This window comes from Pedobacter sp. L105, from assembly GCF_009765875.1.
Lineage (GTDB): Bacteria > Bacteroidota > Bacteroidia > Sphingobacteriales > Sphingobacteriaceae > Pedobacter.
Window position 1 is genome coordinate 170,433 of sequence record NZ_LMUP01000009.1, and the last position, 25,015, is coordinate 195,447.

The following is a 25,015-nucleotide window of genomic DNA, read 5'->3' on the forward strand; positions in this document are numbered from 1 at the left end:
ACAGAGTTTTAAAGAATATTGTAGCTTTGAAATCTGATAGGATATACGATTGTAATCACCTTAAATATTAACTAAAAAACCAAATGCGCTATTTTAAATTAAGCAATTTTTTGAGTACCCTTTGCTTGCTGGCGGGTACAATCACCGCAGAAGCCCAGATGGCCGATACGGTAAAGTATAACCATCAGGAGCTTTTTGGCCCTATTACCTGGCCTGTTACTGTTGGCGGTACCCGTTCTGCCAGTGGAAAACCTTCACCTGCTTACTGGCAAAACCGTGCCGATTATCAGATTAAAGCTACCCTGAATGAAGGTGCAGATACTACGATCAATGGAAAGGTAATTATCGATTATACCAATAACAGCCCGGATCAGCTGGATTACCTATGGTTGCAATTGGATCAGAACCTGTTTAAACCAGATTCGCGTGGAGCTGCAGTTACTCCGGTAACGGGCGACCGTTTTGATGTGAAGGGTTTTAATCAGGGTGGTTACCATATTGGTTCGGTAACGATCACCTATAAAGGCAAAACTTATACCGTTGTTCCTGTGATTACTGATGCCCGTATGCAGCTGCGTTTAAATACACCGCTTGATGGTAAGGGAGAGAAGATACAGGTGGCCATCAATTATGACTTTGCTATTCCATATTATGGTGCCGACCGTATGGGCCGTAAAAAGTTCAAACAGGGTTATGTATATGAGATCGCACAGTGGTATCCCCGGATGTGTGTGTATGATGATGTAGAAGGATGGAATACCCTTCCTTACATGGGCTTAGGTGAGTTTTACTGCGAGTATGGCGATTTTGATTATTATATCACTGCCCCGGCCAATATGATCGTAGTAGGTTCTGGTGACCTGCAAAATCCAAGAGATGTATTGAGCGCTGAACAGAACAAAAGATACGAAGAAGCTAAAAAAAGTGATAAAACAGTAACCATCATTAGTGCAGATGAAGTGGGAAAGGCAGCTACACGCCCGTTTAACGGAACACTAACATGGCATTATAAAATGGAAAATAGCCGTGATGTAGCCTGGGGCGCCTCCAATGCATTTATCTGGGACGGCGCAAAGGTGAATTTCCCTTCCGGTAGAAAAGGTATCGCTATGTCGGCCTATCCATTGGAAAGCTCAGGTAATGATAGCTGGGGCCGCTCAACTGAATACCTGAAAAACAGTATGGAAATCTATTCTAAAGCTTATTTCGAATACCCATGGAACTCTGCTGTGAATGTATCAGGCGTAGCTTTAGGAATGGAATATCCGGGAGCTGTATTTTGTCTGAGCAATCTGAAAAATGGCGGATTGTGGGGCGATGTAACCCACGAAATAGGACACAACTGGTTTCCTATGATTGTAGGTTCCAATGAACGCAAATACATGTGGATGGATGAAGGTTTTAATACTTTTATCAATCAATATGCCAGCCAGCAGTTCAATCATGGTGAATATAACGACACTTCAAAAAGATCGGTACAGATTGTACGCAACTTAAAAAGCAAAGATCCGCTGATGACACCTCCCGAAGCAATTGGGTTAAATGATTATGGTCAATATTATATTAAAACGGCTGTAGGATTGAATATGCTGCGCGATCTAGTGCTTGGTCCGCAACGTTTTGATTATGCCTTTAATGAATACGTTAAACACTGGGCATTTAAACATCCGCTTCCTTATGATCTTTTCAGGGCGATGAACGATGCTTCGGGCGAAGACCTGAACTGGTTCTGGAAAGAATGGTTCTTTACCACCTGGAAACTGGATCAGGCGGTTACTTCAGTTAAATATGTCAATGGAAAGGTTACTGATGGTGCCCTGATCACGCTCACCAATAAAGAAAAAATGGTAATGCCTGTTCAGCTGAAGATTACACAGAGTAATGGTAAAACTGAAATCCTTAACTTGCCTGTAAATATCTGGCAGCGCGGTGGAGTGTGGGTATTTAAATATCCTTCTACTTCATCTATAAAAAGTATAGTGATAGACCCGGGAAATGAACTTCCTGATATTGATCTTAAAAACAATACCTACACCGGAAATTAGTAAAACACTTATTTCCGGTTATTCTTTTCATAAAAAAAGGCAATTTTCTATTTGAAAATTGCCTTTTTTTATATGGATCGAAGCTGCTAATTATTTAACACGCTCTACATATTCTCCTGTGCGGGTATCTACTTTTATCTTATCGCCTTCGTTTACAAACAAAGGTACTTTTAACTCTAAACCATTTTCTGTAGTTGCAGATTTCTGTGCGCCAGAAGAGGTGTCACCTTTAACGGCAGGCTCAGAGTAAGTAATTAACAATTCTACAAAATTTGGTGCCTGGGCCATAATAGGTTCTTCACTTTCAAAAGAAACAATCACGTCCATTCCTTCTTTAAGGAACTTTGCAGCAGTGCCGAACAATGCTTTAGGAATATTGAACTGATCAAAAGTGATATTGTCCATTACTACAAAATAATCACCTTCTTCGTATAAATATTGGAAATCATTAGTTTCTACACGGCAAATTTCTACCTGCTCATCAGTTGCCAAACGGGCTTCCACAATTTTTCCGGTTTTAATATTGCGCCATTTGCCAAGGTAAAAAGCGCCGCCTTTACCTGGTGTACGGTGTAAGATTTCAATTACTGTTACCAGTTCGTTGTTGAAACGTAAAATATTTCCTACTTTAATTTCGGATGCTTTTGCCATAAAATATAATTGTAAAATTTGAGTCCAAAGATATACGCTTTTTTGGTTTTTTATACTTGATGCACACCAAATATTGTCTTTTTGTCCCTGAAGGTGTTTTTAACGCTGTTTTTTATGTCCTCGACGGTGTTAGAAGATCATATCTATACCAGTTTTTGATATTGCTAATAAGCACCCGGTCTATATCACCTTAAACATATTGATGAAGATCATTTTATTAACTGATACTAGTCAGCTGCCATACTGCCCGATAGCCGTAATTTTATTCAGCCTCAGGTGGCATTTAATAACTCATACTATGGAAACAATATCAAAAATATCAGCTGTTAAAACTGTAAACCCTTTTAATAATGAATTGGTTAAAGAGTTTGATGTACTGACAGACGAGCAGATCGATGATAAAATTGAACTGGCCGACTATACCTTCCGAACCTGGAAAAAGACACCTAAAGCACAGCGGGCACAGTTGCTGAAAAAGGTAGCTGGTATCATGCGGAGCAGAAAAGAAGAACTTGGGAAGCTGGCTACACTGGAAATGGGCAAGCTGTTAAAGGAAAGCATTGGCGAAGTAGAGCTTTGTGCTTCTATTTTTGAATATTATGCTGCCCATAGTGAAGAGTTCCTGGCAGATCAGCCTTTGGAAACACCCATTGGTTCTGCCTTTTTGAGTTATGAACCCCTGGGTGTTTTGTTAAGTATCCAGCCCTGGAATTTCCCCTTCTACCAGATTACACGTTCTACGGCTACCAATCTGATGGCAGGCAATACGATGTTGCTGAAACATGCTTCTAATGTACCACAATGCGCACAGGTGATGGAAGATATTTTCCTGGAAGCAGGTTTTCCACTAGGCGTTTACCAGAACCTGTTTATTCCCGGAAGTAAAATGGAGAGTTTAGTGGCCGATGAAAGGATCAAGGCAGTAACGCTTACCGGAAGTGAGCCGGCAGGATCTGCTATTGCCGCTGCTGCGGGTAAGTATGTGAAAAAATCAACGCTGGAACTGGGTGGTAGCGATGCATTTATTGTACTCAACGATGCCAATATAGATGACGCTGTGAAAGCAGCCGTAGAAGGCCGTATCTGGAATGCAGGACAGGTTTGTGTATCCCCTAAAAGGATTATTGTAGAGGAGGGGATAGCGGATGAATTTCTGGAAAAAGTAAAAGCAAAATTTGCGACGCTGAAAATAGGCGACCCACTGGATGCACAAACTGACCTGGCTCCGCTAAGCAGTGAAAAAGCTGTTGCAGATGTGATCAGACAAGTGGAAAAGGCTGTTGCAGGCGGTGCCCGTTTACTGGCCGGAGGACATCGTATTGATCGTCCCGGAGCATTTATGGAACCTACAATTTTAACTGATATTTATCCTGATAATTCAGCTTACCAGGAAGAGATCTTTGGGCCGGTATTTATGTTCTACAAAGTTAAAAATGAAAAGGAAGCTATTCTGCTGGCAAACGCCACTACATTTGGTTTAGGCGGCAGTGTGTTCAGTTCAAATCAGGAGAGGGCTGTAAATGTGGCCAGGCAAATGGATACGGGTATGGTATACATTAATCATGTTACCGGTATTGCACCAGAACTGCCATTTGGAGGAACTAAAAACTCAGGATATGGCCGTGAGCAATCCCAGGCTGCTATCTATGAATTTGTAAATGCAAAACTGATCCGTGTAACAACTGCTCAGGATCCCTATTAAGTTTTATAAGGATAAAAACTGTTGATTCCTGACAGGAACCATGAACCAGAATAATAAAGATCTGTAATTTGAAATACCGTCATAATTGTCTGAACTTTTTTGGCAGTTCAAATTACAGATCTTTTTTACCTTATCATTTTTAATTAAGAGTGATGTTTAAAATGGTACCAAACCCTGTTAAAGGACAATCCGATACTATAAAATTGAGGTAGAAAGCAGATGAAGGAGCCTTAGCCTGTAAAAGGTACCTGATAAGCTTATCAGAAAATAATTTTATTGAAATACAGGAATGTTATTTGAACTCAACTGTATATTTTTCACCGCGCCGGCCCCCTGAAATGTAAATCCAATTCCTAAGATACTTCTTTTTACAGCTGGCAATTGTGATTCATATACGAGTTTGTCGTTTACAAAATACTGGATCTTTTTACCTTTACTACGGCATAAAACCTTCACCCATTTAGACAAGTCTACCCCAAATCCCGACAGGTCTGTAGATTTTCCTGAAACCATGTCTACACCATTCATCAAATTTAATTTGGCAATACAGCCGGGGGCTGAAAGGGGAATCGCAATTGGGGTTTCATCAGTGAGCAGCACTACTTTGATCAGCTGGCATTTAGCAGCCCCTTCATTGTATTCATTTTTCACTTCAGTACTGAAGAAGAAGTCGGTTAAGGGTACCGCCTTAAAGTTACCTACATTATAAAATTCGGTAACTGGCGGGTTTGGGCTCATGGTTAAACCTTTGGAAAGGACTGTTGAAGGAGTAATCCGGAGTTCACCGTTTTGCTTAAATTCATTTTGTGCCAGATAAACAGGCACAGGTTTTTGGGCAATCATTCCCAGCCACCCATTGGTTGAAATAAGCAATGGATGCTCTTTTACGATCTGCTGACCTATAACCAGTTTAGCCAGATAGAAACCCGGACGATAATAAATAGAAGTATATTGATGTCCATTTTTCGCCACTGGCGATCGCTTGCTGCTGTCCCAGGATTGCTGAACAAATACGGAATCTGTTGGTGCTGCCTGCGCATTATAAGTAAACACTACAGAATTTGGTACATCACGGGTAATGGTCCTGCTGCTAAAAGAGTATTTGCGGGCATTTATAACCGGATTTGCAGATTTGATGATATAGCTGATTAACAGTAGCAAAGCTACACCCCCAATTCCTGATAAAGCTATCTTAAACCACTTAGCTGAGTTGAATTGTTCTTTGACAGTGATAGGGGCTGGTGGTACTGCTTCAGGCAGTTGGATATGCGATGTGAATTCACGCCAGCTTTCATACCCTGCAAACTGGGCCAGCGTATCCAGGGTGGTGCCGCTTGGCTGATGGTTATAATCTACTTTGCCCCACAGCCTCCTCAACGTACTGGCACTTAGAGAAACTTTTGTTTTCTCCAGAATGAGCAGGTTAAGTTTCTCAAAGTCTTTACTTGGCCATTCATTAACATCTCCCCAGTTGAGCTGTTTTTCAATAAGGTTTAAAAGTTCACGGATTGCGGTAGTTTTCATGGCAGGTAATAAAGCGTAAATATAGAACGAATAAAATTGGGCAGTAAAAAAACACTTATTATTAATCAGCTATATGTCAATATGATATAAAATGAAATAACTTGAACAGCAAATGAGTCGTTCTGGTGTTAGGCTGCAGGTAAACTTGCAGTATGAAAACAAGACAAAAAATAACTATTGCCAGCCACAGTAAAATATTAACTTTCTTATTTTTATTGATCGTGTTGAATAGCTCAGGTAACCTGCATGCGCAAACAATTTATGTGGATGCAGCAAAGGGAAAAGCTGAAGCAAATGGAACTGCTGCTGATCCGCTGGCCAGTTTAGAAGAAGCGGTAAACAGAACCAATAGTTTTAGTGGTCAGGAACCTATAAAGATTAAACTTGGGCCAGGACTATATACTATGGCACATGAACTGACCATAAAAACAGCTGTTTCGGGTAAGGATACTATCGCTTATACCATTGAAGCGATAACTATGCCTGATGACCGTTCATGGCGGCCATCCAAAATGCCGGTCGTACAATCTATATCCAGCAATACTGCTATCCTGCCTTTTGTTCATTGTATTGGTTTTCTGTTAGCAAAAGATAACGTCACTTTTAAAGGCCTGAAGTTTATGGGCAACCCCAACGTAAATGTTAAATCCTATTACCCGGTCAGAAGGGCAGATAAAACATTGTCCGGGTTAAACTTATCACAATGTTACTTTATCGGAGAGAAGATGGCTGCACCCATTGAAAGTTCCTTGTGGGTAAGTGGGGGAGGGATTCACATTGATCATTGCATCTTTTATTCCAGCAAAACCGCATTGGTGCTGAGTAGTGTGATCAATGATTTTTCTTTAACGCATTCTATCATTAGTGGTTCTTATGAATCGGCCATATGGTATTCGGGATCCGGTTCGCCATTTACCTTTAAAAACAATATCATCACCAATTGCAGGTTCGTTATGGTGCACCCTGAAAATAAACAGCCGGATTATACTTTTAGTGATTCTTACCTAACAGGCAATGAGCATTATCTGGGCGCTTATGGCCCATCAAAAGATAAACAGGTACCTGTTCCTGTACCGGTAGACAATTCCCGTATCAGGGAAATTAATATCCATAAATCCGGAACCATAGAACTAGTGCAGCCAAAAAACAAGGTCATCCCTGCTGATTATTTAAATTTATCTCAGGCATCGGATGGGAAAAGTACTGCTGCGGGCATCTTCAGAAAGGGGAAGAAAAACGCCTAACCAATAGATGGTAATGTTTTTATAGTAAAATTTGAATGAAAATCAATAGATTGAATATCGCAGCTCATTGATTTTCTTAATTTTGGAGGATGAATAGACTTTCTACACTAACAAGGATGATTTGTGTGTTTTTTTTACTGGTTATTTCGGTAAACAGTTTTGCACAAAAAAACGAAGCTTTGCAGGCAAAACTTCAGTCTGTTATCAATGCACACCAGGCAATCATTGGATTCTCATTGATGGACCTGCAGAACGGTGATACATTGACCATTAACGGGGCTAAACATTTACCGATGCAAAGTGTATTTAAGTTTCACCTTGCCCTGGCCATTTTAAACCAGGTAGATCAGGGGAAATTGCGATTGGATCAAAAGATACTGATCAGGAAAAGCGACTTGATGCCAGATACCTGGAGTCCTTTGAGAGATAAATATCCGAATGGGGAAGTAGAAATTCCTTTGTCGGAACTACTAAGGGTTACCGTTGCAGAAAGTGATAATAACGGATGTGATCTCTTATTCAGATTGATTGGCGGCCCAGCTAAAGTAAACGCCTATATACATAGTCTGGGCGTAAAGGAGATAGCCATCACAGCCACTGAACATGAAATGCACCACAACGAGCAGGCACAGTTTACCAACTGGACAACAGCGCGTGCAGCTACACAACTGCTAAAACTATTTTATAGTAAGCATTTGCTTTCAGCTTCTTCGCAGGAATTTTTATGGAACGTGATGACGGGAACCACAAGGATATCCACCAAAATTAAAGGTCAGCTTCCTGCAGGTACACCTGTAGCGCATAAAACCGGATATTCTGGTGTAAATGATGCGGGTATTACAGCAGCTTCTAATGATATTGGAGTCGTAACGCTTCCCAATGGGAAACATTTTGCTCTCGCCGTGTTCGTATCCATGACCAAAGAAGATGAAAAAACTATTGATGCAACTATTGCCGAGTTGACTAAAACTAGCTGGGATTACCTGATTAACAACTCGCTTTAACCTGCTAAATATTCGTCGATTAGCTTCTTTAGCCTAAATTTGGCTGAGTTTTTTTGCGTAGGAATGTCCCCAAATAATGTCTTTCAGCCTAAATCTGGTTGGGTATTTTCTTCGTAGAAATGCCGCCGAATAAGGACTTTCAGCCTAAATGTAGCTAATTTTTTTCGCATAAAAATGCCCCCAAATAGTGTCCAACATTTTGGGGGCAGTGCAATAAGGTTTCCTTTTTATTTAGTAGTAACGGTAGTATCTGTGGTGATACCTGTTAAAGTAAGGAGCGCGATGGTGCCAGTAACGGTGATGATAATAATAATGGCCAGGGCCTACTCTTACAATAACTTGTGCGTCTGCTTTTGGACTTCCAAAGGTAAGTATGGTTACTATAACCAATACCATCAATTTTAGATATTTCATTTTTCTGCTATTTAAGGTTTAAAATCTGTTAAGATCACTCTTCCAGAAGGAAAAGTGATCGTCCCATTTTTATAATTAGATAGTAGTTTTTGATAATGGTTTAATCAGCTGGTGCAGGATGTTCATCATTTGTTTCACCCGTTTGAGGATCTCCTTTTACTTCTTTTGCTGCTGATGGTTTATGTTCGTAATCTTCAGGTTTATAATTTTTTTCCAGCTCGGCCAGTTTCTCTTTACCGTAAGCAAAACGTGTGATCACGAAAAACAATACGGGAACGATAAAGATAGCTAATGAGGTAGCTGCAAGCATTCCTCCAAAAACTGTCCAGCCAATGGTTTGTCTTGACTGTGCACCGGCTCCTGAAGCAAATACCAATGGTAATACGCCTAAGATAAAGGCCAGGGAAGTCATGATAATTGGTCTTAGACGAAGCCTTACCGCATCCAGGGTAGCCTTCTCCAGTTCCACCCCCCGATCTACCCGTTCTTTGGCAAACTCTACGATCAGAATGGCATTTTTCGCCGCCAGACCAATCAGCGTGATCAAACCGATCTGCGCATACACGTTATTGTCTATACTGGACTTAAATGTAAGGAATAGGATCGCACCGAATGCACCTAAAGGTACAGCAAGTAATACGGAGAATGGTACCGACCAACTTTCATACAATGCAGCAAGGAAGAGGAATACAAATCCTATGGACAACATAAAGATATAGATCGTTTTTGATCCTGATAGTAACTCCTCACGGCTTAACCCAGAAAATTCATAACCAAAACCTTGCGGTAAGCTTTTATCAGCCACTTCTTTTAGTGCCTTTAAGGCGTCACCACTACTATATCCCGGAGCGGCACCTCCATCAACCTCAGCAGATCTGAATAGATTATAATGGGACACCAAAGGTGCATTTTCAATTAATTTATAAGAGGTCAGTGTGCTCAGCGGCACCATCGCACCTGAAGAATTACGCACAAAATATTGCCCTATATTCTGAATATTAGTTCTGTAATTGGTATCGGCCTGTGCCAGAACGTGAAAGGTCCTGCCGTATAAGGTAAGGTCATTCACATAAGTACTACCCATATACGTTTGCAGGGCACCATTGATATCACTAATGGATACACCCAGTTTTTTAGCCTTTTCACGGTTAATAGTTAATTCATAACCCGGTGTACTGGCGGTAAAGAAGGAGAATGATTTGGCAATTTCAGGCCGCTTGTTTACCTCTGCTATAAAGCCGTGCAGTGTATTCTCAAAAACTTTAATATCCCCGCCGGCTTCTTTTTCTTCCATGATGAAAGTAAATCCACCGGTACTACCTAAACCAGGAATTGCGGGTGGCTGGATAACCACTACATTTGCTTCTTTAAATCTGGACAATCGCTGCTGGAGATTGGCAATAATAGCCGTAATCTGATCTTTCTTGGCACTCCGGTCGTCCCAGGGCTTAAGCTGTACAAATATGGTGGCGCTGTTGGATTTACTGGCAAAACTCACCGCATTTAAACCACCCAGGGCAGCATAATGTAAAATCTGAGGCACGCTATCCAGTGTATGCATAATCTGTGTTAATACAGCAACTGTTCGTTGTGTTGAAGAAGCTTCCGGCAGATCGTAAGTAATGTAGATACGTCCGTCATCTTCGAGCGGAATAAACCCTGAAGGTTTCTTCATAAACAGGAAGACGGTACCAACGATGATACAGATCAGGATAACAAATACAAATTTAGCATGTTTGATACTCTTATCTACCCCGTTACGGTAACTATGACTCACCCTGTCAAACCAGGCATTGAACTTGAAAAACCATTTATCCAGTCCTTTGGATTTTTCGTCCAGTTTATGAGGGCGTAAAATCAGCGTACATAATGCCGGGGTTAATGAAAGGGCTACAAAAGCTGATATCAATACAGAGATGGCGATCGTGATTGCGAATTGTTGATAGAGACGGCCTACAATACCCGGGATAAATCCTACGGGTACGAACACTGCTGCCAAAATAAGGGCGATAGCAATTACCGGTGCGGATATATCTTTCATCGCTGCTGTGGTGGCATCCTTGGGCGTCATGCCTTCTTCATCCATATAATGCTGGACGGATTCAACCACTACAATCGCATCATCTACCACAATACCAATCGCGAGCACAAAACCAAACAGGGTAAGGGTATTGATGGTAAAGTGCATCGGAATAAAGAATATAAACGTCCCGATAATAGATACAGGAATTGCCAGTACCGGGATCAATGTTGTTCTCCAGCTTTGCAGGAATAAGAAAACCACGATAATTACCAGTATCAGCGCAATAACTAAAGTTTCTATCACTTCATGTACGGATACTTTTACTACTGAGATGGATTCAAATGGAACGACATAGTCGATATCTGCCGGAAAAGCCTTTTTAAGCTCATCCATGGTTTTGTATACATTGTCGGCAGTTTCCAGTGCATTACTGTTTGGCGCCTGGTATACTAAAAGATAAGAAGCTCTTTTACCGTCAACAAATGAATTACCAGAGTAATTAAATTTGCCCAGTTCAACACGGGCAACATCTTTTAAGTGAACTACAGCACCACTGCCTGGCATTGTTTTTACAATGACATCAGAAAATTCTTTAGGCTGAGACAACCTTCCTTTTACCAGTACGGTATATTCAAAAGGTTCGGCTTTTTCCTGTGGAGGTACGCCAACCACACCGGCTGCAACCTGGGCATTTTGTTCGTTCAGGGCGGCAACAACATCTGCCGCAGTCATATTCAGGGCCGCCAGTTTATCTGGTTTAAGCCAGATACGCATACTAAAATCATCTGCACGGGTAAATACATCACCTACACCTTTGGTACGGTTTAACGCGTCCCTGATATAAATATTGGCATAATTATCTGTAAAAGTAACGTCGTGTGTTCCTTTTGGGGAGAACAGCGCTACGAGCATCAAAATACTTGGATTACGTTTACGTACGGTTAATCCCAAACGCTGAACATCCTGTGGTAAACTTGGTGTGGCAATACCCACACGGTTCTGTACGTCGAGGGCTGCAATATTAATATCAGTACCCACTTCAAAGTTGGCGGTCATGGTCATCTGCCCGTTACTGGTACTGTTACTTTGAAGATAGGTCATGCCCGGCGTTCCGTTTACCTGGACCTCAATAGGTGTAGCCACGGTTTGTTCTACCGTGACGGCATCCGCACCGGTGTATGATCCCGTAATCTGTACTGTTGGCGGACTTATTTCTGGATATTGTCCAATAGGTAAGCTTGAAATAGCTAAAATACCGACCACAACAATTACAATTGAAATTACAATTGCCATCACCGGTCTCTTTATAAAAGTATCTGCGATCATCCGTTTGTATTTATAAAAATTCTATGCTGTCTTTTCAGTTTATTATTTGCCTCCTTTTGCGGGCTGTGCTTTATCTGTGGTCTGTCCTTTAGCAGGTGCCTGGCCTGGGGCCGCTGCCTGTTGTGGATTGCCGAGGGTAATCTTACCACCATCACGCAAACGCTGGAAACCATCAGTAACCACTTTATCACCAGCCTTAACACCTTCCATGATCACCACATCCGTACCAATACGGGGGCCTAATTTCACTTTATGCTGTTTGGCAATGGTATCCAGTGATACAAAGACAAAAAACTCGCCCATTTGCTCAGTTACTGCTTTATACGGAATCTGTACTCTGCTGCCTGATGCGGCATTCAGTACATTTAACACACAACTCATACCGTCTTTCAACGTGTCCTGCTCATTTGGAAACTGGATCCTGACCCTAACTGTACCTGTTCCGCTGGCAACGCCTCTGTCAATGGCCAATACTTTACCAGGTTTTTTGTAACTGGTGCCGTCTGCCAGTGTCAATTTAAAGGTAGAATCAGTACTTTTTTTCTGAAACTTATAAAAGCGGTCTATATCCTGTTCGTTAATCACTACGTCAACACCAATAGGGTGTTCACTGGATATGGTATTTAAGAGGGTAGTACCCGGGCTTACCTGTGCACCAAGTTTAACCTGTGAAATACCGATCCTGCCTGTAAAAGGCGCAGTGATGAGTGAATAAGAAAGATCTGTTTTAGCTGACAATAAACCTGCCTTTGCCTGCGCCACCTGGCTTTTGCCGGTTTCAAATGTAGCCTGGGCCTGATCTACCGTTTGACGGGCAACAGCATCATTTTTCAGTAACATGTTATACCTGTCGATATCTTTCTGGTCTTTAACCAGGTTAGCATTGGCGCTCATTAAATTTGCTTCTGCCTGTTGATAAGCGGCCTGGTATTTCCTGCGGTCAATTTCATACAGGACTTTACCTTTAGGCACTACTTCGCCTTCCTTAAAATATATTTTGGTGATGAAACCAGATACCTCGCTGCGCAATTCAACGGAATTTAAGGCTACTACTGCCCCCTGAAACTGATCATAGTATACGGCGTCTGCTTTTTTTGCTTCAGCAACACTTACCGGAGTTGCCGGCGGGGCTGTATTTGGTTTTGCCTTGTTTTGGCATGAAGTCCATATTAGAGCGATGGGTGCAAGAAAAAGGATATTTATGGTTCTCATATCAATTGTATTGTACATTAAGGATTCCCAATGATTTTTCCAGATCTATTTTACTGGATAATAACTGGAATAAAGCGTTATAATAATTTAGTTCGGCAGTGCGTAGGTCAGATTGTGATACGATCACATCCAGATAAGTTTTTATCCCTTCTCTGTATTGGAGGCTAACTACCTTATACACATCATTCGCCAGGGTCACATTTTCTTTGAGCAGCTGCCAGTTGGTATAATTGCTTTTGTAATCGGCCAGCGACTGTACATATTCGGTATTGATTGAATTGGCCGAATTGACAATATCGTAGTTGTTGCGTTCTACCTGTAACCGCGCTTTGCTTAAATTCTGTAAACGCTTGGTTCCCGTAAAGATGGGGATGTCTAACGTTAAGCCGGCGTATGAATTTGGATAGGCGTTGTTATACAGGTTAGAGAATTTATTACTGAGATAATTTAAATTATATACGCCAACTGCAGAAACGGATGGTAAAAATCCCCATTTGTAATAACTTACATTGACATTCAGCAATCCCTTTTGAGTTTCCAGCAAGCGGTATTCTATACGGTTGTTTACATCCAGCCTTTGATTGGTATCAATAGCTGCTTCTTGCTCATACCGTGCAGAGTCGTAGGAAAGTTTTAAATTATGGTCTGCAGAAATCCCCATGATCTGTTTGAGGTAAGCCGTTTTACTTTTCACTGCTTCGGCCGTTTGCTTACGGCTTGCCGTTGAGTTGTTTAGCAATATTGTAGCCTGTTTGTAATCTGTTTTGTCGGTTACACCGGCCTGATACCTGTTTTGTGCATCTTTCAAACTACGTTGTAACCTCACAATGTCTGCATTTAATATATCCAGCTGTTTTTCAGATAACAGCACATCAAAAAAGGCTTTACTTACATCGGCTACCACATTGATCTGGCTGCTATAGGTATTCTGTTTATAATACTGGCGGGAATATTTGGCTGCTTTAGCTGCCTGTAATACCTCATTGTTATAAATTACCTGGCTTGCCTGTAATCCCAATGCAGAATATTCTTTTAGATTAGAGCTGGAGGATGTACTGGCAGAACCAGTAGTTGGACTTGAACTACCTGTAGTCGCCACACTTGCCGCAAGGGGAGAGCCCTGGAAATAATGCTGGTATAAATTGGATGAATTTAGCTGTGGAAGCCAAGCAGATAAGCCTATTCTGATATCTTTTTCGTTAATCTCCTGATCTATAGCAGCCTGCTTTACTGCCGGTTGATTTTGCAGGGCAAAATTAACGCACTGTTTTAAAGTAACAACAGAGTCCTTTACATCCTGGGAGAATACACAATGCGGTAAAAGTAGGGATAAACAGATGAATAGTGAGTAATGTGTTTTTTTCATAGACGAAACATCCAGGTGTAAGCGTGATTTATTTTCATCATCAATTAGTTATATAAGGTCAGAAATATTATCCGTCATGAATTTATATCATACCTAATGCATTTGGATAACAAATAAATGTACAAATAGTTTTGTGTGTTTTTTTAATTCTAAGCTTAATATAGTCGATTAATCAGTTTTACTGATCAAAATTATCCCAAACAACAGCGAAAAAATCAATTAACTTACTATTTGTATGGTATAATATTTTGTTTTAAGTAAGAGAATTATGAACATAGCAGAATTAGGCTAATCTATCCAGTTATTTACAATTGAGATGGAATAAATATTGTTAGCGAACATAATATTACTTTAATTAAATTAATTTTATTTGAGGTATTTAAAGTCGCATTAGTATATTTGATTCATTAATTGTAATATTGATGACATTTATAGCAAGCATAATAGCCAAAGAAGGAATAGCTATAATCGAAGAGAAAGGAGTGTTTAATATTATTATATAATTTTATCTTATGAAAACTATTAAGGAAAATATCTCAGATAATATTCTCTGGAAACAAGTCTTGGCTAAAATCAAAAATGCCGACGCTGACAGGCGAAATGAAAATCAACGTTTTATGAATAAGGTGAAAGTCATTGTTAAGAATCAAGGCAGCGAGAAAATGGTCGGATAAAAAATTTCATGAAGACTTATCAATATAAAAGGATAATGAACATTGATCTTTAAGTGGTACAATGTTCATTATCTAACTAATGAAATCATAAACTGATATCATCAAGCGTTGCATTGGATAATTCTGCCAGGTTTTTAGGAGACAATTCTATCTCTACCGCTGTTTCGCCCGATCCGGCCAATACCGTAGTAAAATCAAGTAAAGCCTTGTCCATAAATGCTTCAATATCAGAAGATAAACCTATGGAAGAAACACCATGAACAGGATAACCCACCAGATCGGTCAATTCCTGCTGATCGGCTACTTCTAGCTTATTTACCCCGGCCAGCAAAGCTAGTTTTGGCAGGTTCAGTTTTTTTCCGCAGGAACAAACGGCCATAATGTATTTATCCTTTATTTTCGATCTTAAAAAGACCGACTTGGTAATTCTTTCCGGTTCATAGTCCAAAGCCTTTGCAAAATCAAAAGGCGACCGGATTGGGGTAGCAAAAGAGTCATGTCTGATCTCTTTATAATTGATATGTTGTGAAGTTAGACGCTCTTTTATCTGATCATGCATGTTTTAATAATTAACTTTTGCTCCAAAATTAATTGTTCCAAAATTGTCTTTGTAGGCTTTTTCTAATATTTCATCGCCTTCCAGGAAAGGCCAGTCCGTTTCTACCATGTTTCTGATAGCCAGCAAAGGTACAGGTGATTGTAAAGGCCGGAAGTTGGAATTTCTTAAGCCTCCCTGTTCACAATTTTCATAGAATTGTCCTATCATTAGTCCCTGTTTAACAAATTCGGGTTTTAGAAAGAGCTGTACACCGTCGATAATCTCAATTACCTGATCTGGATGCAGTGTTGGAAAAAGTATGGTGATCGCTTTGAACTTTTGGTCTTTTTTGGTGGTAGGAAGCATAGCGATAAAAATATCCTTTAAGTTCCTGATCAGTTCAATGACAAAATCCTGCTTAGGATTAGGCTCATCAAATATGCCAACTTTAAAAAAGCCTTTTTCCTCAGCATACTGAACATATGGACATACGGCACCCGTGCGGCCCAGATCGATGTTTGACTGCGCGAGGAAATTGGTAACCCAACCAGAGAACAAGCTGAGTTCTGAAGTGTAGGGCAGATAAATTTCCGGAATTTTATGGCTTGAAATGTCCTTTAAATTAAAGAGTAAAATATCTGGACGGCTAACTGAGGAGGGCATATATAATTTTTGAGTTTTAGTTGTTGAAATCTAGGAGCTAAAATAACGGTTTATACCATTAGGATGTTTTAAATTATATAAATTATTGAGATAAAGATTTTTGAATAGGCCATTTTGTGACGCTATATAATTTAACCGTGATCTTATTTTCAATATTGATATTAATATGTAACATTTCCAAAACATTATGCTGTGTTATATGTAATATAATTTAGATATTTAGTGCGCATTAATATCATCAATAGCTAAGGATTTCGTAATACAATGACTTTAAAATCAACAGCAAACCCTGTTCATCATCATATTAAAAATAAGACAATTTTAAATCTCATTAGCGATCAGGCTCAAAATTCTCCTGATCAAGTGGCTATAAAGCATAATGGAGTAGAAGTTACTTACGAAGAGCTTGAATTAAGTTCTGATCAGATTGCTGCTTTCTTCTTAAAAAGCAATTTTAAAAGCGGTGAAGTCATTGCCGTTTCGATGGACCGCTCTATACAAATGTCGCTCTGTCTGATTGGTATATTGAAGGCTGGTGCTACTTATCTTCCTATAGATCCAAACTTACCCATAGAAAGGGTGAATTTTTTGCTGAAAGACTCTGCGGCAAAAGTATTGGTGACTTCCAAAAAATACGATGAATTATATGAAGGCGCCCAGAAGATCATTTTTGATGAAGTGTGGCTAAACCGTTCTGACTATCCTGTAGATAAAACAAACTGGGTGCAGAATGAAGATCAGCTGGCCTACATCATCTACACCTCTGGTTCTACAGGATTGCCAAAAGGGGTAGGGATCACTCAAAAAAGTTTACTTAACCTGTTACAATTCAGGCTGCATACGCCGGGTGTAGACCATACCGATAATATGCTGGGCATTACCACCATGTCTTTTGATATTTCTGAAGAAGAATTGTATCTGCCGCTGATTTGCGGTGCCCGTTTAACCATCGTAGATGAGGATATTTTAAAAGACGGGGCGGCACTGCTCGAAACTATCAAGGCAGAAAAAATAACCATCATGCAAGCCACTCCCTATGTCTGGCAAATGATGCTCGAAGCAGATTGGGAAGAGGTGTTGCCTATAAAAGCTTTCTGCGGCGGTGAGGCGCTCACCAGAAAACTGGCCAACCAGTTGCTGGACAGATGCGAGGAGCTCTGGAACATGTATGGCCCTACGGAAACTACTATCTGCTGTATCGTTAAAAAACTGGATAAAGACGATGAGGTGATTACCATTGGTAAACCCATAGCCAACACCCAGATCTATATCCTGGATGAGGAGCTCAATGAGGTTATGCCAGGCAGGGCAGGCGAAATGTATATTAGCGGGGCTGGTGTTTCCGCAGGATATATCAACCGGCCGGAACTGACGGCAGAAAAGTTTATTGACGATAAATTCTCTGCTGTTCCGGGACAAAAAATGTACAGAACAGGCGATCTCGCCAAACTCTATAAAAACGGCGATATTCAATTTTTAGGTCGGATTGATCATCAGGTGAAAATACGGGGTTACCGTATCGAAACTGAAGAGATTGAATTTCAGTTGAAAGAAATTAAAAATGTTGCGGCTGCTTTAGTAATCGTACACCGGGATTCTGTAGATAATTTAAGGTTGGTGGCCTATCTTACCCTTAAAGATCCTGCAGCTATACACTCTGCGGGCGATTGGAAGAGCATCGTTAAAAACAGACTCAAAAAATGTCTTCCAGAGTATATGGTGCCAGTTGACTATCTGATCCTGGAAAAAATGCCATTGCTGCCAAGTGGCAAAATAGACAGAAATGCATTGCCTGATCCGGAAATCAAAAACAACGCAGCTGTATATGCTGCGCCGACAACAGAACTCGAGAAGATCATTACAGATATATGGATAGATAACATTGGGATTAAAGAAATAGGGATCAACGACAATTTTTTTGATCTTGGCGGTACTTCATTGATTGCCGTGAAGACGAAAATCCAGATAGAAAAAGTTACCAACAGACGTTTAAGGCCATCGATCCTTTTCAAGTTTCCTACCATTAAACTGCTGGCAGCCGGAATTTCCGATACCTCTACAGAACATTTTAAATCCCTTGTTCCTATTAAACCGGATGGTTCTAAGATTCCATTATATATTGTACATGGTATTGGCTTAAACGTTTTAAATTTCAGGGGATTGGCCTTAAATGTGGATGATGAACAGCCTATTTATGGATTACAGGCCGTGGATGCAGATGATCCAATAGACCCCTTGTTCACTATTGAAGAGATTGCTGCTTTTTATAACAATGAAGTCACCAGTCATAATCCGGATGGGCCATATGCTATTGCCGGTTATTCTATTGGTGGTGTAATTGCTTATGAAATGGTAAAACAATTGAAAAACCAGGGAAAGGATGTTAAATTGCTGGTGATGTTTGACTCTTCTATTCAAATTCCTACCCATCAGTTTAAACTGGCCAAAAAACTATATATAAAAGCAATAAGACAGTTTTATAAATTAAGGTTCAGGATTTTATCATTTACAAAACAGCCTAAAAAAAATATCAGGTATTTAACACAGGTATACAAACAGCATTTCAGGAAAATCGTATTTAATAGTATTGATACGTATGGTCTGCCAGACTATATGACAAAAACTATTATGAAAATAACCAATGCCTTTTATAAATATAAGATTGTACCTTTTGATATTAAGATTGATCTTTTTATTACCGAAAAAGTCTATTACCTTGACGATCCTAAGTTCCTGGGATGGAAAAAATTTGCCAAAAAAGGGATAACGGTTTACAATGTTTCCAGTGGCCATAACGACATGTTTGAGAGCCGCTACATTAAGGAAATAGCAGATTTACTGCAGGAAAGATTAAATGAGATCAATGATGAAAAGGATCAATCACCAAACAATGCGATTTAAGGACTGCGTATAAAAAATGATAAACATATATTTCCGGAAGACCCCTGTGGGGTATAAATTTATACCAGGCGACAGACACGTCATTCGCTTTTTAAAAAGTCTGCTTAATATCAGGCCCATTACAGGCATCGAAAAAGTTTACCTTAATTTGTGTAAGGGATTTGATGAGTTGAATATTCCCTATACTAAAAACCTGCCTTTTGATCAAATCAAACCAGAAGATGCCGTAATTGTACTGGGAGATGAGCTTTATCAGGGGAGAGATGTTTTAAAAGGATATCAGCAACCAAACCGTATTATAGCGGGAATTGGTTTGTTAACGCACCCTTCCGAATGGCCAGATCTTTTTGAACAATATCCTATTGCTAAATACCTGCAGCATTGCACCTGGGCAAACAATTTGTATATCAGATATTACGGAAAAAACCGGTGCGAAGAATGGCCTGCAGGTATCGATACCAGGAAATGGACACCTGAAGAGCATCCGGATAAAAAATTTGATGTACTGGTTTACAATAAAATAAGGTGGGACCATCAGCACCAATACACAGTTTTACGCAATCCTGTCCTTAAAAAATTAGATGAATTGGGCTTAAGCTATCGCGAAGTAGTGTATGGGAAATATCTGGAAAAGGATTATTTTCAGTTATTGAAGCAATGCAGGTCGATGGTTTTTTTATGCGAACATGAAACTCAGGGTTTTGCCTGCTGCGAAGCCATGTCTATGAATGTTCCTGTTTTTGCATGGAACCCGGGCCTTTGTATGGATCCCAACCGCTTTATCTGGAATGACCCAGTATTTGAAACCTCATCGGTTCCGTTTTTTGATGAAAATTGCGGACTTACCTTTACAGATGCGGCTGGTTTTAACGCCCAAATAGAAGAGTTCTGGCAGGGGGTTACAAAAAACAAATATCATCCAAGAACGTATATCCTGGAAAACCTCACCTTAAAGAAAAGTGCCGGGCGGATGCTTGAAATTATGGCCGAGGTTTATCCTGAAGCATAATCAAAACAAAGCCCGATTTTATCTGTTGCTCCAACGGTTTTAATTTGCTGATCTATTGGTCAGGAAATATTAATTCCAATGGTTATTAAAAACAACAGGCATATGATCAAAGAAGATGAATTGTTCGATGAACAAGGGAAACCCTCAAATGAAAATCAGGAACTAAAAGGCTCTAATACGGTTAAAGATCCGGATGAGTGGACTACTGGTGATGAACCCATGACTGGGGCGCAGCATTCTTATCTTAAAACCCTCTCAGATGAAGCGAAGGAAGAGTTTGATGAAACATTGAGCAAGGCCGAAGCTTCAAAAAGAATTGATGAGCTGCAGCATAAAACCGGTAGGGGACTATAGTTGAATCTTAGTAAACAGGTTCTGGCAAAAAGGCTTTATTGTACAAACAATAAAGCCTTTTTGAGTGATAGTAATATAGTGCTGTTACAGGATTAAATAGCTGTATCTAAACGCTGACGGTAAGTTTCGATTTCGCTTAACGATTCCCTGATGCCTGTTCTTTGTTTTTGCAAAATCTCAATATGATCAGAATCGGGACCTTCATTTTCCAGCACTTTATCAAATTGTTCAATGGCCGCTTTTTCGCCTGTTTCTATAGAACTTAGGATGGCTTTATCATCATGGCTACTAAAACCTTCTTTAAGATCAATCCAGGTACGATGTAAAACACCCAGCAAACCACCACTCTCATTATCAGAATTACCTCCGTGCCTGGCCAAATGTGCTTTTAGCTCCTGTGCATAAGAATCACGCTTACCTGCCTGCTCCAAAAAGACTGATTTTAACTCACTGCTTTTTGTAGTCTCTGCTGCAGAGTCGTAACCTTCCTTTCCATCATTTAATATGTTAATTAAACTTTTTAAATCGCCTACAATTTCTTGATTTGTTTCCATGGTATATGTTTTTCACTTATAACCAAATTATATAGAAAAGGTTTGATTACTATTATGTTATAGAATGAGAAGTTGAAACCGATTTTGATCTATATCAATGCAGACGTTAATTTTGGAGGTTACCTTTGAAAAATTAATTTATTCTATGTCAGTTTTATCACAAAATGAACGTATGAGGATCGAAGATGATGCCTTAGAAGCCAGCCTTACAAAAACCCTGGTAACGGTGTTCAGCATTATTTTTATTGAATTTTTAATTATGGGTATCTCATTGGGTGTAATGCCCGTGTATGTTCATGATACGCTAAAATTTAGCAATATCATTGTTGGATTGGTGATTGGGATACAATACTTAGCTACACTTTTAACCCGTCATTCCGCAGGTAAAATGGCTGATACTATGGGAGGTAAAAAATCAGTGGTCAGAGGGATTTTCCTATCTGCTATATCAGGTATTTTTTGTCTGATTTCTTACTGGATAAGCGCCACAACGCTTTTGAGCCTTTCTTCCCTGATCATTGGCAGGATACTCCTGGGTATTGGTGAAAGTTATCTGGTCATTGGCATATTTGCCTGGGGTTTTGCCTTAGTAGGTTCAAAAAATGTTGGAAAGGTAATGGTGTGGAACGGAATGGGGATGTATGGTGGTATGGCCTGCGGTGCCCCATTAGGTATTTGGTTAACATCGGCATTTTCATTGCCCATAGCATTTATGGGTATTATTATCTTTCCGCTGATCAGCTACCTGGCCATGTTATTTTTGAAGGCAGTACCCTTACCGGTAAACGTATCAAGGCTTCCCTTTTACAAAGCAGTAAACCTGGTGTGGGAATCAGGAGCAGGACTGGCGCTGGCCAGTATCGGATTTGGTGGGATCGCATCTTTCATCACTTTGTTTTTTATTCAGCACTCCTGGCAGGGGGCACCTTTTGCACTTACTGCTTTTGGTGCCGGATATATTGTAATGCGTTTGTTTTTTGCTCATTTCCCGGATAAATTTGGCGGGGCAAGGGTAGCAATGGTTTCTTTAATCATTGAAATAGCCGGTCAGCTATTGATCTGGAAAGCACCAAATGCCTTTGCAGGAATTGCAGGTGCCTGCTTAACAGGGATAGGCATGTCGTTGGTTTTCCCATCATTTGGTATCATTGCTGTAAAAAAAGTAACGGCAGAGAACCGTGGAATGGCTATGGCTGCCTACAATGCCTTTTTCGACTTAGGTATGGGGCTTACCGCTCCGGTTGCCGGCTTAGTAGCGGGAGCAGGAAATTATAATAACATCTACCTTCTTGGCGCGATAGCTGCTTTAATGAGTGCGGGACTGGCATATGCTGAATATAGAAAAACACAAGCAACTAAAGCTCAACTTGCTTAAATTTGTCTATGTCGAAACAGGTGCTTGCTGATTATATCAATAATATTATTCCGCTTAATGAAGAGCAGATGAAATTGGTCCTTACCTATTTCAAACCTTCTTTTCATGAAAAATCAGCCCTGCTGGCAAGTAAAGGAAAAGTAGGGCAGTACATGAATTTTGTAGTAAAGGGATGTTTGCGGATTTACTTTATTCGCGAAGATGGCCAGGAAGCAACGCGGCACTTTGCATTTGAAAATCAGTTTGCTACAGGGTTGGCAAGTTTTATTACAGGAGCGCCATCGATGGAATATATACAGGTGATGGAAAACAGCGAATTGTTACGTATTACCCGTAAAGACTTTTATTACCTACTGAATATCATTCCGGCCTGGGAGAAATTTTATAGATACAATCTGGAAAATGCCTACATCAGTAACCTCCAGGTATTCCAGCGGGAGATTACCAAAGATGCTGAATTGCGCTACAAAGAATTACTTGATCGCGATCCCGAAGTGGTGAAGCGCTTATCCAACAAGGTTGTGGCCTCTTATCTCAATATGTCGCCGGAAACGCTTAGCCGGATGAAGTCCAAATAACCCGTATGGTTTCGCAAACCGGTTCAAACTGAAAATCAAGAATTGAACCCTATCTGTAGTGGGGGAAGTAAAATTCGAAGAGGCAACTTTAGTTAAATGATTGCCTGTAGGCAATGGGTGTTTGGTGCGTTTTGGTTTTAAACAATTTACTAAATGACTGCGCATACTCGAAGCCCAATTGAAAGGCAATTTCACTTACAGAAAGTTCTGTTGTGGTTAAAAAGTCTTTGGCCTTTTCTATTAGCTTTTCGTGGATCAACTGCTGTGTAGTTTGCCCTGTAAGTTGTTTCAGGCAATCGCTCAAATATTTAGAAGATAAATTTAATTCTCCGGCCAGATAACTCGCAGTTGGTAATCCTTTATTAATTCCATTTTCGAAATAGGATTTCAGTACTTTTTCAACTTTGCCCAGCATATCATTGTGATTTACTTTGCGGGTAATGAACTGCCTGTTGTAGTAGCGGTTGCAATAAGACATTAATACATCAAGATTGGCGATAATTACGTCCTGGCTAAAATTATCTATTGGCAATTGGTACTCCCTTTCTATTTGCTGACAGATAACTTCTATGGATTTTTGTTCTTCTTCAGAAAGTATCAGCGCTTCGTTAATCACATAGTCAAAAAAACCGAAGGTTTTTATTTTCTGGCTCAATGGATAGGTGGTCAGAAAGTCGGGATGGATAGACAATAACCAACCCGAGGTAGCAAAAGAAAAGTCTTTATCAATAATACTCACTTGTTTGGGTGCAAAACAGGAAATGATACCCTGGTCAAAATCAAACATAGTTTGTCCGTACTGCATTTTGCAGGGACAATCTTTCTTTAAGCTAATGTAATATAAGTCAGAGATCAGTTTTGTACGCTGGTCAATTTCAATTTTAGGAATGTCTTCAAAACGGATAATGCTAAACAAGGGATGTCTGGGCATGGCTACTCCCATTCGCTCATGTTGTTGAGAGACGGTTTTAAATTGCAGGGTCAGGTTATCGTTGCTCATTTCAAAAATTTTCTGTATCAAATTTACGCATTACATTTTAAGTCTTTTGCGGTATAACTTAGCAAAGTTCCTGGTGATAAAAGAATTTGGGATAAGGGCCAATAACCTTGAACCAAAGCGGTTCATTCTTCCTGACACGGCGAAAGATCTTTTTTTATCCAGGGCTTGCAGCAACTCATCTGCAACTTCTTCCGGCGTCTGTGTAGGGGAATTGCTGTAGTCTGAGCTCAATCCACCTCCTTTTTCATTATCAATACCTGCAGCGCTGTTAAAGTTAGTTTTGGTTAATCCCGGACAAAATAATAACATATGCACGTTATAAGGTTTACATTCCTGGGTCACGGCCTGGGTAAATGAACGCACAAACATTTTGCTGGCAGCATAGGTAGCCATATATGGAATGGGTATAAATGAGGCCATTGAGGCTATATTTATAATTGTCCCGCTTTTCCTGTTTTGCATCTGGGGCAAAAATAAATGGGTGAGGGCCACCAAAGATGAAACATTCAATTGTAACAAGCTCAATTCAGATTTTAATGAGAGGCTGGAAAATTCACCACCCGAACCTATACCTGCATTATTGATCAGCATGTCTATTTCCAACCCGCGGTTTTGTGTTTCTTTGAAAATACGTTCTGCAGTTTCGGGGTCTGCCAGATCAGCTGCAATAAACTGCACCTGGATGCCAAACTTTTCAGCAAGCTCCCTGCCTTGTTTCTCCAGTTTTTCTGCATTGCGTGCAATGAGCAAAAGATTTTGCTTTCTTTCGGCAAGCCTGTTTACAATGGCTTCGCCAATTCCGCCAGATGCTCCTGTAATTAAGGTTACTTTCATTTGTTTTAAACTATGCTACAAAGT

Annotated in this window: 21 protein-coding genes; 10 read left to right on the top strand and 11 right to left on the bottom strand. The window is 40.1% G+C overall.

Features of this window, described 5'->3' with window-relative positions; translation table 11 throughout:
• Positions 1 to 83 precede the first annotated feature (83 nt).
• Entirely contained in the window at positions 84 to 2,045 is a 1,962-nt protein-coding gene (locus tag GSQ84_RS19100; protein WP_158798895.1) for a M1 family metallopeptidase, read from the top strand.
• Between the two features lie 90 nt (positions 2,046 to 2,135).
• Here the strand turns inward: GSQ84_RS19100 and efp are convergent, their stop codons facing one another.
• Positions 2,136 to 2,696, bottom strand: coding sequence for an elongation factor P (gene efp / locus GSQ84_RS19105; RefSeq protein ID WP_158798897.1), 561 nt, complete (start codon positions 2,694 to 2,696; stop codon positions 2,136 to 2,138).
• Positions 2,697 to 2,994: 298 nt separating this feature from the next.
• Here efp and GSQ84_RS19110 point away from each other — a divergent pair, with 298 nt between their 5' ends.
• Positions 2,995 to 4,398: an NAD-dependent succinate-semialdehyde dehydrogenase gene (locus GSQ84_RS19110; protein WP_158798899.1), complete on the top strand. Its 1,404-nt coding sequence runs from the start codon at positions 2,995 to 2,997 to the stop codon at positions 4,396 to 4,398.
• Between the two features lie 273 nt (positions 4,399 to 4,671).
• Here GSQ84_RS19110 and GSQ84_RS19115 read toward each other — a convergent pair whose 3' ends face one another.
• Positions 4,672 to 5,922, bottom strand: coding sequence for a hypothetical protein (locus GSQ84_RS19115; protein ID WP_158798901.1), 1,251 nt, complete (start codon positions 5,920 to 5,922; stop codon positions 4,672 to 4,674).
• A gap of 152 nt (positions 5,923 to 6,074) precedes the next feature.
• Between GSQ84_RS19115 and GSQ84_RS19120 the strand changes: the two genes are divergently transcribed.
• Positions 6,075 to 7,166, top strand: coding sequence for a hypothetical protein (locus GSQ84_RS19120; RefSeq protein WP_158798902.1), 1,092 nt, complete (start codon positions 6,075 to 6,077; stop codon positions 7,164 to 7,166).
• A 116-nt stretch (positions 7,167 to 7,282) separates the two neighbouring features.
• Positions 7,283 to 8,170 carry a class A beta-lactamase, subclass A2 gene (bla, locus tag GSQ84_RS19125; RefSeq protein WP_158799365.1) on the top strand — a complete coding sequence of 296 codons (888 nt, stop codon included), beginning with the start codon at positions 7,283 to 7,285 and terminating at the stop codon, positions 8,168 to 8,170.
• Positions 8,171 to 8,401: 231 nt separating this feature from the next.
• Here bla and GSQ84_RS19130 read toward each other — a convergent pair whose 3' ends face one another.
• The 4 genes from GSQ84_RS19130 to GSQ84_RS19145 all read right to left on the bottom strand — a co-directional run bounded on the left by GSQ84_RS19130 (position 8,402) and on the right by GSQ84_RS19145 (position 14,511).
• Positions 8,402 to 8,584 (bottom strand): hypothetical protein, encoded by a 183-nt coding sequence (locus GSQ84_RS19130; protein WP_158798904.1) that lies wholly within the window; start codon positions 8,582 to 8,584, stop codon positions 8,402 to 8,404.
• 100 nt (positions 8,585 to 8,684) lie between these two features.
• Positions 8,685 to 11,933, bottom strand: a complete 3,249-nt coding sequence (locus GSQ84_RS19135; protein ID WP_158798905.1) for an efflux RND transporter permease subunit — start codon at positions 11,931 to 11,933, stop codon at positions 8,685 to 8,687.
• Positions 11,934 to 11,975: 42 nt separating this feature from the next.
• A complete protein-coding gene (locus GSQ84_RS19140) occupies positions 11,976 to 13,145 on the bottom strand; it encodes an efflux RND transporter periplasmic adaptor subunit (RefSeq protein WP_158798906.1) in 1,170 nt (389 codons plus the stop codon).
• Position 13,146: 1 nt separating this feature from the next.
• Positions 13,147 to 14,511 (bottom strand): TolC family protein, encoded by a 1,365-nt coding sequence (locus GSQ84_RS19145; protein WP_158798907.1) that lies wholly within the window; start codon positions 14,509 to 14,511, stop codon positions 13,147 to 13,149.
• A gap of 512 nt (positions 14,512 to 15,023) precedes the next feature.
• On the opposite strand from GSQ84_RS19145, the gene GSQ84_RS19150 reads away from it, so the two are divergent.
• Positions 15,024 to 15,185 (top strand): hypothetical protein, encoded by a 162-nt coding sequence (locus GSQ84_RS19150; RefSeq protein ID WP_158798909.1) that lies wholly within the window; start codon positions 15,024 to 15,026, stop codon positions 15,183 to 15,185.
• Between the two features lie 85 nt (positions 15,186 to 15,270).
• Here GSQ84_RS19150 and GSQ84_RS19155 read toward each other — a convergent pair whose 3' ends face one another.
• Positions 15,271 to 15,744, bottom strand: coding sequence for an aminoacyl-tRNA deacylase (locus tag GSQ84_RS19155; protein WP_158798910.1), 474 nt, complete (start codon positions 15,742 to 15,744; stop codon positions 15,271 to 15,273).
• 3 nt (positions 15,745 to 15,747) lie between these two features.
• On the bottom strand, positions 15,748 to 16,386 hold the full coding sequence (locus tag GSQ84_RS19160; RefSeq protein ID WP_158798911.1) for a DUF6875 domain-containing protein: 639 nt from the start codon (positions 16,384 to 16,386) through the stop codon (positions 15,748 to 15,750).
• Positions 16,387 to 16,650: 264 nt separating this feature from the next.
• Here GSQ84_RS19160 and GSQ84_RS19165 point away from each other — a divergent pair, with 264 nt between their 5' ends.
• From GSQ84_RS19165 to GSQ84_RS19175, 3 genes are all read left to right on the top strand, one after another.
• Positions 16,651 to 19,287 carry an amino acid adenylation domain-containing protein gene (locus GSQ84_RS19165; protein WP_158798913.1) on the top strand — a complete coding sequence of 879 codons (2,637 nt, stop codon included), beginning with the start codon at positions 16,651 to 16,653 and terminating at the stop codon, positions 19,285 to 19,287.
• A gap of 16 nt (positions 19,288 to 19,303) precedes the next feature.
• Positions 19,304 to 20,296 carry a glycosyltransferase gene (locus GSQ84_RS19170; RefSeq protein WP_158798914.1) on the top strand — a complete coding sequence of 331 codons (993 nt, stop codon included), beginning with the start codon at positions 19,304 to 19,306 and terminating at the stop codon, positions 20,294 to 20,296.
• A 102-nt stretch (positions 20,297 to 20,398) separates the two neighbouring features.
• Positions 20,399 to 20,650 carry a DUF3072 domain-containing protein gene (locus tag GSQ84_RS19175; RefSeq protein ID WP_158798916.1) on the top strand — a complete coding sequence of 84 codons (252 nt, stop codon included), beginning with the start codon at positions 20,399 to 20,401 and terminating at the stop codon, positions 20,648 to 20,650.
• Positions 20,651 to 20,742: 92 nt separating this feature from the next.
• On the opposite strand, the gene GSQ84_RS19180 is transcribed toward GSQ84_RS19175, so the two are convergent.
• On the bottom strand, positions 20,743 to 21,204 hold the full coding sequence (locus tag GSQ84_RS19180; RefSeq protein ID WP_158798917.1) for a PA2169 family four-helix-bundle protein: 462 nt from the start codon (positions 21,202 to 21,204) through the stop codon (positions 20,743 to 20,745).
• A gap of 145 nt (positions 21,205 to 21,349) precedes the next feature.
• On the opposite strand from GSQ84_RS19180, the gene GSQ84_RS19185 reads away from it, so the two are divergent.
• A complete protein-coding gene (locus tag GSQ84_RS19185; protein WP_158798919.1) occupies positions 21,350 to 22,579 on the top strand; it encodes an MFS transporter in 1,230 nt (409 codons plus the stop codon).
• A gap of 8 nt (positions 22,580 to 22,587) precedes the next feature.
• The gene (locus GSQ84_RS19190) at positions 22,588 to 23,157 is read left to right on the top strand and encodes a Crp/Fnr family transcriptional regulator (protein ID WP_158798921.1); all 570 of its coding nucleotides are present in this window, start codon (positions 22,588 to 22,590) and stop codon (positions 23,155 to 23,157) included.
• 88 nt (positions 23,158 to 23,245) lie between these two features.
• On the opposite strand, the gene GSQ84_RS19195 is transcribed toward GSQ84_RS19190, so the two are convergent.
• On the bottom strand, positions 23,246 to 24,157 hold the full coding sequence (locus GSQ84_RS19195; RefSeq protein ID WP_158798922.1) for an AraC family transcriptional regulator: 912 nt from the start codon (positions 24,155 to 24,157) through the stop codon (positions 23,246 to 23,248).
• Between the two features lie 30 nt (positions 24,158 to 24,187).
• Entirely contained in the window at positions 24,188 to 24,991 is an 804-nt protein-coding gene (locus tag GSQ84_RS19200; protein ID WP_158798924.1) for an SDR family oxidoreductase, read from the bottom strand.
• Between the last annotated feature and the right edge of the window lie 24 nt (positions 24,992 to 25,015).